Source organism: Micromonospora sp. CNZ322 (assembly GCF_007827755.1).
On the sequence record NZ_VITD01000004.1, the window covers coordinates 413008 to 425648 of the forward strand.

Annotated in this window: 12 protein-coding genes and 1 tRNA gene; 10 read left to right on the forward strand and 3 right to left on the reverse strand. The window is 71.5% G+C overall.

Annotated elements, in window-relative coordinates:
* Window positions 1-104 precede the first annotated feature (104 nt).
* Window positions 105-1124 (reverse strand): glutathione S-transferase C-terminal domain-containing protein, encoded by a 1020-nt coding sequence (locus FB453_RS13290; protein ID WP_145790234.1) that lies wholly within the window; start codon window positions 1122-1124, stop codon window positions 105-107.
* Window positions 1125-1205: 81 nt separating this feature from the next.
* Between FB453_RS13290 and FB453_RS13295 the strand changes: the two genes are divergently transcribed.
* Window positions 1206-1634: an ester cyclase gene (locus FB453_RS13295; RefSeq protein WP_145790236.1), complete on the forward strand. Its 429-nt coding sequence runs from the start codon at window positions 1206-1208 to the stop codon at window positions 1632-1634.
* Here FB453_RS13295 and FB453_RS13300 read toward each other — a convergent pair.
* Entirely contained in the window at window positions 1615-2187 is a 573-nt protein-coding gene (locus tag FB453_RS13300; RefSeq protein ID WP_145790238.1) for a Uma2 family endonuclease, read from the reverse strand. The two genes, FB453_RS13295 and FB453_RS13300, sit on opposite strands and share 20 nt — an antisense overlap.
* Before the next feature lie 95 nt (window positions 2188-2282).
* Between FB453_RS13300 and FB453_RS13305 the strand changes: the two genes are divergently transcribed.
* From FB453_RS13305 to FB453_RS13340, 8 genes are all read left to right on the forward strand, one after another.
* Window positions 2283-2888, forward strand: a complete 606-nt coding sequence (locus FB453_RS13305) for a NuoI/complex I 23 kDa subunit family protein (protein WP_112584780.1) — start codon at window positions 2283-2285, stop codon at window positions 2886-2888.
* Window positions 2889-2913: 25 nt separating this feature from the next.
* Window positions 2914-3474 carry an NADH-quinone oxidoreductase subunit J gene (locus FB453_RS13310; protein ID WP_145790240.1) on the forward strand — a complete coding sequence of 187 codons (561 nt, stop codon included), beginning with the start codon at window positions 2914-2916 and terminating at the stop codon, window positions 3472-3474.
* The gene (gene nuoK, locus FB453_RS13315) at window positions 3471-3833 is read left to right on the forward strand and encodes an NADH-quinone oxidoreductase subunit NuoK (RefSeq protein WP_145790242.1); all 363 of its coding nucleotides are present in this window, start codon (window positions 3471-3473) and stop codon (window positions 3831-3833) included. Before FB453_RS13310 ends, nuoK begins: the two co-directional genes overlap by 4 nt.
* Window positions 3830-5761 (forward strand): NADH-quinone oxidoreductase subunit L, encoded by a 1932-nt coding sequence (locus FB453_RS13320; protein WP_145790244.1) that lies wholly within the window; start codon window positions 3830-3832, stop codon window positions 5759-5761. Before nuoK ends, FB453_RS13320 begins: the two co-directional genes overlap by 4 nt.
* Window positions 5762-5816: 55 nt before the next feature.
* A complete protein-coding gene (locus tag FB453_RS13325; RefSeq protein WP_112605381.1) occupies window positions 5817-7325 on the forward strand; it encodes a complex I subunit 4 family protein in 1509 nt (502 codons plus the stop codon).
* Window positions 7326-7380: 55 nt separating this feature from the next.
* The gene (locus FB453_RS13330; protein ID WP_145790246.1) at window positions 7381-8880 is read left to right on the forward strand and encodes an NADH-quinone oxidoreductase subunit N; all 1500 of its coding nucleotides are present in this window, start codon (window positions 7381-7383) and stop codon (window positions 8878-8880) included.
* 115 nt (window positions 8881-8995) lie between these two features.
* Window positions 8996-9871 carry a zinc metalloprotease HtpX gene (gene htpX / locus FB453_RS13335; RefSeq protein WP_145790248.1) on the forward strand — a complete coding sequence of 292 codons (876 nt, stop codon included), beginning with the start codon at window positions 8996-8998 and terminating at the stop codon, window positions 9869-9871.
* A 146-nt stretch (window positions 9872-10017) separates the two neighbouring features.
* Window positions 10018-11277 (forward strand): MFS transporter, encoded by a 1260-nt coding sequence (locus FB453_RS13340; protein WP_145790251.1) that lies wholly within the window; start codon window positions 10018-10020, stop codon window positions 11275-11277.
* 306 nt (window positions 11278-11583) lie between these two features.
* Here the strand turns inward: FB453_RS13340 and FB453_RS13345 are convergent, their stop codons facing one another.
* Complete coding sequence (locus FB453_RS13345) at window positions 11584-12078, reverse strand: YajQ family cyclic di-GMP-binding protein (RefSeq protein WP_124774541.1); 495 nt, start codon at window positions 12076-12078, stop codon at window positions 11584-11586.
* 147 nt (window positions 12079-12225) lie between these two features.
* On the opposite strand from FB453_RS13345, the gene FB453_RS13350 reads away from it, so the two are divergent.
* Window positions 12226-12309: transfer RNA gene (locus tag FB453_RS13350), tRNA-Tyr, on the forward strand.
* Window positions 12310-12641 lie beyond the last annotated feature (332 nt).

Below are 12641 nucleotides of genomic sequence, written 5' to 3' on the forward strand. Positions count from 1 at the left end.
GGAACTTTGCATGATCGTGCTCGATCCTGGTTGTAGTGGTCTCGGCGATCTGGGAGACCCCTGAATCCAGGATCGAGCACGATCATGCGGCGGGTCAGCGCCCGTCAGCGCAGCGGGGTGTGTGCGGGGTCGACGGGCTCGGCGGGGGGTGGGGGTGGGGTGCCGTCGCCGAAGGGACGACCACTTAGTGCTTCCCGACCGTGTGGCGTGAGCCAGTTGGACAGGTCGGGGCCGAGCGGAACGATCCCGGTCGGGTTGATGTCGCGGTGCACCTCGTAGTAGTGCCGCTTGATGTGGTCGAAGTCGATCGTGTCGCCGAAACCGGGAGTCTGGAACAGGTCCCGGGCGTACGCCCACAGCACCGGCATCTCGCTCAGCTTCTGCCGGTTGCACTTGAAGTGGCCGTGGTAGACCGGATCGAAGCGGACCAGCGTGGTGAACAGTCGCACGTCGGCCTCGGTGATGGTGTCGCCGACCAGGTAGCGCTGGTCGGTCAACCGCTCGGTGAGCCAGTCCAGTCGGTCGAAGAGCTGGTGGTACGCCTTGTCGTACGCCTCCTGGCTGCCCGCGAACCCGCACCGGTAGACGCCGTTGTTGACGTCCCGGAACACCATGGCGTTGACCTCGTCGATCTGCTCCCGCAGGTGCTCCGGGTAGAGCTGCGGGGCACCCTCGCGGTGGTACGCCCTCCACTGCGTGGACAGGTCCAGGCTCATCTGCGCGTAGTCGTTGGTCACCACCTGCCCGGTCGGCACGTCCACGATCGCCGGAACGGTGATGCCGCGCTCGTAGCCGGGGAAGCGCTTGAAGTACGCCTCCTGGATGCGCTCGATGCCGAGCACCGGGTCCCGGCCGTCCGGATAGAGGTCGAAGGTCCAGCTCCGAGCGTCGTGGGTCGGGCCGGCCACCGCCATCGAGATGGCGCCCTCCAGACCGAGCAGCCGCCGCACGATGATCAGTCGGTTGGCCCACGGGCAGGCCCGGCTGACCGCCAGCCGGTACCGGCCCGGCTCGACCGGATAGCCGTCGCGCCCGTCCTCGGTGATCCGGGTGGCGATGTACCGCTGGTCGCGGGTGAACTCGCCGCCCGGCTCGACGTACTTGCCGCCTTTTTCCTCGCCCACGTCGCCCTCCCGGTCTGGTCAGTGTCTCTACCCAATCCTCGCGGATCTACGGCGCACCGTGGTCCCGGATACCCTGCCGGCATGACGGATGTGGAGGCGGCGGCCCGGCGGTTCATCGCCGATGTGTGGAATGCCCGCCAGGAGGAGTCGGCGTACGAGTTGGTCGCCGAGGAGTGCCCGGGGCTGGGCGGCACCGGGCCGGAGGCGACGTTGGCCTGGCATCGTGAGCGCCGGGCGGCCTTCCCGGACCTCCGCTACAAGATCGTCGACGTGGTCGCGTCCGGCGAGCGGGTGGCCGTGCACTGGCGGGCCGCCGGCACCCACGCCGGGCAGTTCGGGCCGGTGCCGCCGACCGGGCAGGTGGTCAGCTACTCGGGGGCGACGTTCCTGCGTTTCGACGCGGGGGGCCGGATCGTCGAGGTGTGGAGCTGCAACGAGCTGTTCCAGCTTCTGCAACAACTCGGCGTCGAGATGCTCCCACCGGCCGTCGTCAGCGGACCCGGGGCGTGATCCGGCTGATCGGCAGATTGATCGGAAAGGGCTCGCCGGTGTCGACGAACTTCGTCCACCGCCCGGTCTCGGTGTAGACCTCGTTCACCGCGTCGATCCGGTACGTCACGACCTCCAGCGCGCCTTCGGTCTCGATCCGCCAGTAGAAGGGGATGCCGGCCTGGGCGTACAGCGCCGGCTTCAACACCCGGTCGATCGAGCGGGTGCTCGGTGAGACGATCTCGATGGCAAGGACCATTTCATGCGGCTCGTACTTCGACGGCTCGCGGGCGGCGGCGACCGACGTGGTCACCAGAACGTCGGGGATGAACGAGCGGGTGCGGTTGATACGTACCGCTACCCCCTGGGTGACGTCGTAGTCGTCGGGGCAGTCGGCGTGCAGCTCGGCCATCAGTAGCCCAGCGATGATTTGATGCTTGCGGGTGGGGGAGGGGGACATCAGCAGCACTCCATCGAGCAGTTCCCGGCGGCGGCCATCCTCGGGCAGCGCGTCCAGATCGTCAGTCGTCCACCCGCTCTCGGGCGGGTAGTCGCTCTGCAGCGCGGCGGTCATGGCAGGTCCTTCCAGGTGCGCTCGTTCTCCCCGCGACCACGGTACCGCCGTCGACCTGTGGGTGGTGGTCGCGCGCGCCGTGGCCACAGGGCAGGATGGTCGACATGAGCGACCCCGGCGAGCGCGGTGACACCAGCGGACGCGGCCTTCCCGGCGCGGGCCTGGTGAAAGGGCTGGCGGTCACCCTCAAGACGATGACCAGCCGTTCGACCACCCAGCAGTACCCGGACACGGCCCCCGACCTGCCGCCACGCTCGCGCGGCGTGATCGCCCTGTCCGAGGAGAACTGCACGGTCTGCATGCTCTGCGCCCGCGAGTGTCCGGACTGGTGCATCTACATCGACTCGCACAAGGAGGAGGTGGTGGTGCCCGGCGCCGCCCGCCCCCGCCAGCGCAACGTGCTCGACAAGTTCGACATCGACTTCTCGCTCTGCATGTACTGCGGCATCTGCATCGAGGTCTGCCCGTTCGACGCGCTCTACTGGTCGCCGGAGTTCGAGTACGCCGAGTACGACATCAAGGACCTGCTGCACGACAAGGACCACCTCGGTCAGTGGATGGCCACCGTTCCGCCGCCGCCCGCGCACGACCCGAACGGCGAGCCGGCCAAGGAGGAGACCTCCGCCGCGCGCAAGGCTGCCGCCGCACGTCCCGCTCCGCCAGCGGTACGCCCCGACGCCGACCAGGACCCGGCGTCGTGAGCGCCCGAGCGGGAAGGGCGCCCCGGTGACCGGCGCGGACGTGCTGCTGCTCGCCCTCGGCGCGGTGGCGGTCGGTGCCGGCGTGCTGGTGGTGACCACGAAACACCTGGTCCGGGCCGGGCTCTACCTGGTGGTGTGCCTGGGCGCGTTGGCCGGTGACTTCCTGGTGCTCAGCGCCGAGCTGGTGGCCTGGGTGCAGGTGCTGATCTACGTGGGCGCGGTGGTGGTCCTGCTGCTGTTCGCGGTGATGCTGACCCGGGCCCCGATCGGCGCCTCCGACGACCTGGACCGGCCCGGCTGGCCGGCCGCGCTGATCGGTGGCGGCGCCGGGCTGGGGCTCTCCGCCCTGCTGGTGGACGCGTACCGCTGGAGCACCGTCACGCTGCCGCACGCCGGCACCGCCGAGCGGCTGGGTGAGCAGATCTTCCAATCCTGGGTGCTGCCGTTCGAGGTGCTTTCGGTGCTGCTGCTCTCCGCCCTGGTGGGCGCGATCGTGCTGTCCCGGCCGGACATCGGCCGAGCCGCCCCGCAACGCGACGGCACGCCAGGCGACCTGGTCGACAGCGAGCCCGGGGGGCGCCGGTGAGGCCGGTCATCCCGTACGTCACCGCCGCGCTGCTGTTCGGCCTCGGCGTGTACGGCGTACTGCGCCGCCGCAACGCGGTGCTGGTGCTGATGTCGGTCGAGTTGATGCTCAACGCGGTCAACCTGATCCTGGTCACCGCTGACACCACCGCCCGCGCCGTGCTCCCGCACTCGGGGCAGGTCTTCGCGCTGTTCGTCATCGTCCTCGCCGCCGCCGAGATCGGGGTGGGGCTGGCGATCGTCCTTCAGCTCTACCGGCTGCGGGCGACCGTCGCAGTGGATGACGTGCCGCTGACCGAGTCGCCGGACCTCCTCGCTGGGCGCGAGCCGGCCGTCGGAGACCCGGAGGTGGGTCGGTGACCGGGCTGCTCGGGGCGCTGCTGCCCGCCGTACCGCTGGTCGCCGGGCTGCTCGGTCTGCTGCTGCCGCCGGCCCCTCGGCGCGACGGCGTGACCGGCGGCGACCGGGCCCGAACGGCCGCCGTGACGCTCGGCGTCGCCGGTGCGGCCGGCGCGCTGGCGCTGGCCCTCGCGCTGCTGCTCACTGTCGACGGGCCGACGGAGACGTCGGCCACCTGGGTGGACTTCGGCGGGCTGGCGGTGACCCTCGGCGTACGGCTGGACGGCGCCGCCGCGCTGGTCGCGGTGGCGGTCACCGCTGTCGCCCTGGCCGTGCAGGTCTACTCGATCGGCTACCTGCGGCGCGGTCCGCACGACGACGTCGACGTGGACCACCGCTACCCGCCCTACGCCGCCCAGATCAGCCTCTTCACCGGTGCCATGCTGCTGGTGGTGGTCGCCAATGACCTGATCATGCTGTTGGTCGGCTGGGAGGTGATGGGCCTCTGCTCGTACCTCCTGATCGCCCACGACCGCCGACTGGCCGGCGCCCCCGCCGCCGCCATGAAGGCGTTCCTGGTGACCCGGGTCGGTGACGTCGGGTTCCTGCTCGGCATCGCGCTGCTGGGCGTGTCGACGGGCAGCTTCCGGATCGCCGACGTGCTCGCCCACGACCACTCCGGCGCGACGTTGACCGCCGCGGGCCTGCTGCTGCTCGCCGGTGTGGCCGGCAAGAGCGCGCAGTTCCCGCTTCACACCTGGCTGCCGGACGCGATGGCCGGTCCGACCCCGATCTCCGCGCTGATCCATGCCGCGACGATGGTCGCCGCCGGGGTGTACGCGGTGGCCCGGCTCTACCCGCTTTTCACCGCCGCGCCGGTGACGCTGACCGTGCTGGGCGTGCTCGGCGCGATCACGCTGCTGCTCGGCGCGCTCGCCGCCACCGCCCAGGACGACATCAAACGCGTGCTGGCCTGGTCGACAGTGTCCCAACTGGGTTACATGACCGGCGCGCTGGCGGTCGGTTCACCGTCGGCCGCACTGTTCCACCTGCTCACCCATGCCGCCTTCAAGGCGCTGCTGTTCCTCGCCGCCGGCGCGGTGATCCACGCCGTCGGCACCACCCTCATGTCGGAGATGGGCGGGTTGCGGCGCAGCATGCCGGTGACGTTCTGGTGCATTGTGGTGGGGCTGGGCGCGCTGGCCGGGGTGCCGCCGTTGGCCGGTTTCTGGAGCAAGGACGGCGTACTGACGGTCGCCGAGTCGGCCGCGCTGGAGGGCACCGGCCCGGCCCCGTCCTGGGTGGGCTGGATCGTCTGGATCGCCGGGCTGGTCGGCGTGGCGATCACTGCCTGGTACGCAGGTCGGCTGCTGCTGCGCGCCTTCTTCGGCACCCCGCGCCTGCCCCTGGTCCAGCCGCACGATCCGCCGGCCGTGCTGCGCTGGCCGGTGCTGCTGCTGGCCGTGCCGGCCGCGCTGCTCGGTCTGGCCGGGTTCGTCGGGGCGTTCGCCGACCGCCTGCGGTTCCCCACCGTCCCGGTGGCGGGCTCCGAGGACGGCCTGGTCCACCTGGGGCCGGGGGTGCTGCTGCCGCTCGCGTTCCTGCTGCTCGGCGCCGCGCTGGTGACGCTGGGCTGGCGGCGCGACAAGGCCGCCGATCCGGCCGGGGCGCTGGGTCCGCTGCGGCCGGTCTTCGCCCGCGCGTTCCGGCTCGACGACGTCCAGCGCACCCTCGTGGTACGCCCCGTCCGCGCGCTGGCCCGCGCCGCGCGCACGAGTGACGAGGTGGTGGTGGACGGCGCGGTCGAGGGCAGCGGGCGAGCCGCGTCCGGTCTGGGCGCGGGGCTGGCCGCGCTGCACCGCGCGGCGCTGCCCCGGGCCGCCGCCGGCGTGCTGGCCGGCGCGCTACTGATCGGCCTGGCCGCCGCCCTAATTGGAGGCATCCAGTGAGCGCGAGGAGTGAGCCGGGTTTGCGAGCCCCGCAGCCGCGAACAGAGGCGGTCCAATGACGTTTGGGCAGGGGTTGCTGGTAGCGGTGCTGGCGGTGCCGGCGTTGGGTGCGGTAGCGGTGGCGGCGACGCCCCGGGACCGGGCGGCCCGGCTGGTCGGCACTGTCGCGGCGGCGTTGACCCTGCTGGCCGCGGTGCCGCTGGTGTTCGGCGGTCGCGGCTGGGTCGCCTGGTCGGCGGACGCGCCGGCAGTGCGCCCGTGGCACCAACTGGACCTGCCCTGGGTGCCCGGTCTGGAGTTGCGCTTCCACCTCGGCGTCGACGGTATCTCCTGGCCGCTGGTGGTGTTGACCGCGCTGCTCACGTTGCTCTGCTGCGCGTACACGATGTGGCGGGTTCCGGACGGCGGCAGCGGCCGGGCGCTTGTCGCGCTGCTGCTGGTGGTCGAGGTGGGCATCCTGGGCACCTTCCTCGCCCTGGACCTGGTGTTGTTCTTCCTCTTCTTCGAGGTCGTCCTGCTGCCGATGTACGCGATCATCGCCGGCTGGGGTGGCGCGGACCGGCGTCGGGCGGCCCGGAAGTTCGCCCTCTACACGCTGTTCGGCTCGGTGCTGCTGCTGGTCGGCGTGTACGTCGTGGTCGCCGCCGCCGGCACCGCCGACCTGGTGACGTTGACCGGTGGCGCGGGGATGTCCAGGGGCACCCAGTTGGCCGCGTTCACACTGCTCGCATTGGCGTTCGCGGTGAAGAGCCCGCTGTGGCCGTTGCACTCCTGGCTGCCCGACGCGCACACCCAGGCACCCACGGTGGGCAGTGTCGTGTTGGCCGGTGTGCTGCTCAAGATGGGCACGTACGGCCTGATAAGGGTCGCGGTGGGGGTGGCGCCGGAGGGCGCCCGTTGGGCGGCGCCGGTGCTCGGCGTGCTCGCCGTCGCCGCGATCCTGATCGGTTCGCTGGTCTGCCTGGCCCAGTCGGACGTGAAGCGGCTCATCGCGTACTCCAGCGTGGGGCACATGGGCTTCGTGCTGCTGGGCGTCGCCACGCTGACCGCCACCGGCATCCAGGCGGCGTTGATCGGCAACGTCGCGCACGGGGTGATAACTGGCCTGCTGTTCTTCCTGGCCGGGGCGGTGAAGGACCGTACCGGCACGGGCACCCTCAATGAGCTGTCCGGGCTGCGGGAGACCGCGCCCCGGCTGGCGGGTCTGCTCGCGTTCGCGGCGATCGCGTCGCTGGGCCTGCCCGGGCTGGCCGGCTTCTGGGGCGAGGCGTTCGCGGTGATCGCCGCCGTGCAGGTGGGCGGCCCGCTCTGGACCACCCTCGGGGTGCTGGCGGCGGTCGGTGGGGCGCTCACCGCCGCGTACTTCCTGCGGTTGCTGCGCCAGGTCACCCACAATCGGCCGAGCCCCGCCGTCGGTCGGGTCGGCCCCGGCCTGGCCGGTGCGGAGTTGACCGCCTGGGTGCCGCTCGTGCTGCTCGCGTTGGCCATCGGGCTGGCGCCGACGCTGGTCCTCGGCGTCGCCGAGGCCCCCGTCGACGCCCTGATCGGTGTGGTTTCCCGGTGAGCGCGAGGAGTGCAGCGAAGCGGAGCCCCGCAGTCGCGAACGAAGGCAGGCTCGGATGAACGTCGTGCAGAGCGTGGACAGCGTCGCGTTGCTGCCGGCCTACCTGGCCGCCGGCACTGCCGTACTCGTGCTCATCACCGATCTGGTCGTGGCCCGGCCGCGGGCCACCATCGCGGTGGCCGCGCTCGGCGCGCTCGGCACCGCCGTCGGCTCCGCGCTGGTCGGGGCTGGTGACGAACGGCGGACGTTCTGCGTGGGCGCCGACTGCTCCTGGATCTTCGGTGGTCGGGCGGCCCTCGTCGGCGTGGTGGTCGCACTGCTCACCCTTGGCGTGCTCGGGCTGTCGGTGCCCGCGCTGCGGGCCGGGCGGTCACCCGTCGGGGAGTACGCCTTCCTGCTGGCCTGCTCGATGACCGGCGGCGTGGTGCTCGGCGCGGCCGGCGACCTGATCACGCTGATCGTCGCCCTGGAAACGCTGACCCTGCCGCTGTACGTGCTGGTCGGCCTGCGCCGGGGGAGCCTCGCGAGCGCCGAGGCGGCGGTGACCTTCTTCGTGGTCAGCGTGGTGGCGACCACGCTGACCCTGCTCGGCGCGGCGCTGCTGTACGCGGTGACCGGTGGGCTGCACCTGGACCGGCTCGGCGCGTTGCTCGCTGAGCAGCCGGAGCTGCGGGACCTGCCGTTGACCACCGCCGCGGTTGCGGTGCTGCTGGTCGGCCTGGCCTTCAAGGTGGCGGCAGTGCCGTTCCACGCCTGGGCACCGGCCACCTACGACGGCGCGCCGCTGCCGGTGGCCGCGTACCTGTCCACCGCGTCGAAGCTGGGCGGCCTGGTCGCCCTGCTCGCCGTGGTGCAACGGGCGCTGCCGGCGGACCAGACCGGTCCGGTGCTCGCCGTGCTCGCCGTGCTCACCATGACCGTCGGCAACCTGGTCGCCCTACGTCAGCGGCGGACCGTCCGGCTGCTCGCCTGGTCGTCCGTCGCGCAGGCCGGGTACATCCTCGCCCCGCTGGGAGCGTTGGCGCTGGCGGCCGGACGCACGGACGAGGCACGCTCCGCCGCGTACGCGGCCGCCATCGCGTACGCCGTGTTCTTCGTGGTGTTGGAGCTGGCCGCGTTCGCCGGAGTGACAGCACTGCGGCCGGTGGGTGCGGACGGCGGCACGCTGGACGACCTGCGCGGGGCAGCCCGGCGGCACCCGTGGCGAGCTGCGGCGTTCGGTCTCGCGTTGGTGGGTCTGGCTGGTCTGCCGCCGGGGCTGGCCGGCCTGTTCGCGAAGGTGACAGTGGTCCGGGCGCTGCTGGACGGTGGCGCGGCCTGGCTGGCGCTGGTGGTGGCGCTGAACGCCGTGATCGGGCTCGCCTACTACCTGCGGGTGACCGCCGCGCTCTGGGCGCCGACCACGACGCCCGGCCCGGCCGCGGCGCTCGCCGGTGGCGGAGCGTCGGGCGTACCCGTGGTGGGTGTGGTGGCGGTGGTGCTGGCGGTGGCGACGGCGGCCGCCGTGGTGCTCGGCCTCGCCCCGCAGCTGGTGCTTGACCTGGCCGGCCGCTGACCCCACCTGGGCCCCGGTCTCAGTCAACTCTCAGCGTTGAGACGGATGGTTGGTGGGTACCGGGTTGTTACACCGGTCAGCGGATCCCGGCGATCCGTGCACCGAAGGAGACATCGTGCACCACAACCGTCTGAAGACCGCAGCGCTGCTCGGCCTGCTCAGCGCCCTGATCCTGGCGGTGGGCTACTGGTTCGGCGGCAGCGGCGGCCTGGTCATCGCCGTCCTCGTGTCTCTGGTCATGAACGGCGTCACCTACTTCTACTCCGACAAGCTCGCACTACGCTCGATGGGGGCGCAACCGGTCACCGAGGCGCAGTTCCCCGAGCTGTACCGGATGGTCCGGGAGTTGGCCACCGACGCCCGGCAGCCGATGCCGCGGCTCTACGTCAGCCCCACCTCGCAGCCCAACGCGTTCGCCACCGGTCGCAACCCGCAGCACGCGGCCGTCTGCGTCACCCAGGGCATCAGCGAGATCCTCGACTACCGTGAGCTGCGCGGCGTGATCGGGCACGAGCTGTCCCACGTTTACAACCGGGACATCCTGATCTCCAGCGTGGCGGCCGGCCTGGCCAGCATCATCACCCTGCTGGCGAACCTCGCCTTCTTCATCCCGCTGGGTGGCGGGGACGACGAGGACCGACCCAACCCGGCTGTGCTGCTGCTCACCCTGATCCTGGGCCCGATCGCGGCCACGGTGATCCAGTTGGCGATCAGCCGGAGCCGCGAGTTCCAGGCGGACGCCTCCGGCGCCGAGCTGAGCCGCGACCCGCTGGCCCTGGCCAGCGCGCTCCGCAAGATCGACGCGGTGGCCCGACGCCGGCCGTTGCCGGCCCAGGGCCAGCTCACCAGCACCGCCCACCTCATGATCGCCAACCCGTTCCGGGGCGGCGGCATGGCAGCGCTCTTCTCCACCCACCCGAAGATGGAGGACCGCGTCGCCCGGCTGGAGCAGATGGCCCGCAACTCGGGGCCGGTGCAGTTCCAGCGGTGACCCGCTGACCCACCGCCTCCGCCCGTACCCGGCCGCGCCGGGTACGGGCGGATCGCTGTGTCGGAGGCTATTCCGCTGTCCTGCTGCCAGGCGGCGGCGTTAGGGTCATAACGGCTCACGCTCATTACATCCTCGGGAGGTTCACGGTGACCGCGCTGCGTCAGTACCTGGGTGTCTGGCGGATCCCCGGCGCGCCCATGCTGCTGATCACCGGCATCATCGGGCGGCTCGGAATCGGCATGACCCCGCTGGCGCTGCTCCTGGTCGTCGAGCAGGTGACCGGGCGCTACTCGCTGGCCGCCATCGCCGGCGGCATCTACGCCCTCGCCGGGGCCGCGCTCAGCCCGGTGGCCGGACGGATCGCCGACCGGGTCGGCCCCAGCCCCGTCCTGCTGCTCACCGCCGTGGCCCACCCGCTGGCGCTCATCGGGCTGCTGCTGGCCAGCCGCTCCGGCGACGACGCGCTCCCCGTCATCTACCTCACCGCAGGCGTGGCCGGCGCCACCTACCCGCCGCTCAGCGCCGCCATCCGAGGCGCCTGGAACGACCTGACCGGCCCCAACTCCGGCCGATACCACCTCCGCAACACCGCGCTGGCCGCCGAGACCACACTGTTCGAAATCGTCTTCGTCCTCGGCCCACTGCTCGTTGCCGGGTTCGTCCTCGTCGCCGACGCGGCGGCCGCGCTGATCGGTGCGGCCGTGGTCACCCTGGTCGGCACCACCGCCGTGGCCCTCGGCCGGGTCATGCGAGGCTGGCGTCCGCACCCGCAGGAACACCACGCCCGCGGGCTCGGCCCACTACGGGTCCCCGGCTTCCCAGCCCTGCTGATCTGCGTCGCCGGCCTGGGCATCGCATTCGGGGCCGCCGGTGTGATCGTGCCGGCATTCGCGAGCGACCACGCCACCGGCGACCCGGAGAGCCTCGCCGGCGTCCTGCTCGCGGTCTGGGGAGTCGGCAGTGCCATCGGTGGGCTCTGGTTCGGCGTCCGCAAGCCAGCACCGAACATGACCCGACAGTTCGCCCTGCTGCTCGCGGCGCTGGCCGCCACCTTCGCCGTGTTCGCGGTGATGCCCACCCCGCTCGCGCTGGGTGTCGCGCTGATCGTCGGCGGGGCCACCATCGCGCCCGCGCTGACCCTGGAGAACACCCTAGTCGGCCGGATTGCCCCAACCGGCATGTTGAACGAGGCGTACACCTGGGTGGTCACCGTCGCGGTGGCGTCGAGCGCCGCCGGCGGCTCGGTGGCCGGCGTGATCGTGGACCACGCCGGCGGCGTCCGCTGGGCGTTCCTGTTCGCCGGGGCGGCGGTCGCCGTCGGGGCCGCGGTCGCCGCACTACCCGCCGGGCCCATCGCCCGCGCGGAAACCACTGCGGTACGCGCCGAACACCCCGTCCCCGTCTGACCGCGCAACTCGGTCGGCTCGCGTCGCGGTCGGTCCGTGCTTGGTCGGTCCGTGCCGCGGTTGGTCCGTGCCGCGGTTGGTCCGTGCCGCGGTTGGTCCGTGCCTTGGTTGGTCCGTGCCGCGGTTGGTCCGTGCCTTGGTTGGTCCGTGCCTTGGTTGGTCCGTGCCTTGGTTGGTTGTCCTTGATCGACTCGGGTTTCTGAATGTCGCGGTGTCCCAGTCGCCCGGATGCCCCGACTTTCAGGAACCCGAGTCGATCTCAGCCGGACGCGTTGCGCCCGGGGACCGGATCGCTGGAGACAGCCGTCAGCGGTAGTTGTTGAACTGGAGGGCGACGCCAAAATCCTCGCCCTTGAGCAGCGAGATGACAGCCTGGAGGTCGTCGCGCTTCTTGCCGGTGACGCGCAGCTGGTCGCCCTGGATCTGCGCCTGCACGCCCTTGGGGCCCTCGTCCCGGATCTTCTTGCTGATCGCCTTGGCCTTGTCCGTCTCGATGCCCTGGATCACCTTGCAGTCGATCTTGAAGATCTTGCCGGACGGGCGCGGCTCCCCAGCATCCAGCGACTTCAGCGAAATGTTCCGCTTGACGAGCTTCTCCTTGAACACGTCCAGCGCGGCGCGGACCCGCTCCTCGGTCTCGGCCTGAAGGCCGATCGCCTCCTCGCCTGACCAGGAAATTTCCGCGCCGGTGCCGCGGAAGTCGAACCGCGTCGCAAGCTCCTTCTCCGCCTGCCGGAGGGCGTTGTCGACCTCCTGACGGTCAACCTTGCTCACGATGTCGAACGACGGGTTCGCTGCCATGTTTCTGCTCCTGCTGTCCGGCGGTCTGGGCCTGCCGTCGGCCGCCGACCAGCGGCACGACCCCCTGACCGTACCCGGTTGCGTAGGCGCCGGGGGGAGCCGCTATCCTTGCTTCCGCCGCCGCGTTACGACGCGGTGGGGTGCCCTGGCGGGTTGCCCGAGCGGCCAATGGGAGCGGACTGTAAATCCGTCGCGAAAGCTTCAGAGGTTCGAATCCTCTACCCGCCACCAGGTGCAGACACGGCCCCTGACCAGCAGAGATGCTGATCGGGGGCCGTTGTCGTTGATCTAGCTAAGTCTGGCTGAGTCCAGCCGTTGACGACTGGTTGTGGGCAGATGGTGGGCAGGTCGATCTTGCCCTCTGAGGGCTCCTCTGGGGTCTGCGAACGCCCGCCCTCCGGGAGTTGCCGGCCCGGTGCGATCGCACCTGGGGCACCGGCTGAGGCTGCTGCCGGCTTAGCTGGCTGCGTAGGTAGCCCGTGGGCAAGCCAGTCCCGGGGTTGGACTGGCGCGGCAGTCGGAAGCCCTGGCCCGCGATCAGGTTGACTTGCCGGCTTCCGTGC

Bases quoted from the DNA above. Each gene is read 5' to 3' on its own strand.
- FB453_RS13330 (WP_145790246.1), top strand. From the start codon at position 7,381: ATGAACGTCGTGCAGAGCGTGGACAGCGTCGCGTTGCTGCCGGCCTAC.
- FB453_RS13300 (WP_145790238.1), bottom strand. From the start codon at position 2,187: ATGACCGCCGCGCTGCAGAGCGACTACCCGCCCGAGAGCGGGTGGACG.
- FB453_RS13295 (WP_145790236.1), top strand. From the start codon at position 1,206: ATGACGGATGTGGAGGCGGCGGCCCGGCGGTTCATCGCCGATGTGTGG.
- FB453_RS13305 (WP_112584780.1), top strand. From the start codon at position 2,283: ATGGTCGACATGAGCGACCCCGGCGAGCGCGGTGACACCAGCGGACGC.
- FB453_RS13345 (WP_124774541.1), bottom strand. From the start codon at position 12,078: ATGGCAGCGAACCCGTCGTTCGACATCGTGAGCAAGGTTGACCGTCAG.
- FB453_RS13325 (WP_112605381.1), top strand. From the start codon at position 5,817: ATGACGTTTGGGCAGGGGTTGCTGGTAGCGGTGCTGGCGGTGCCGGCG.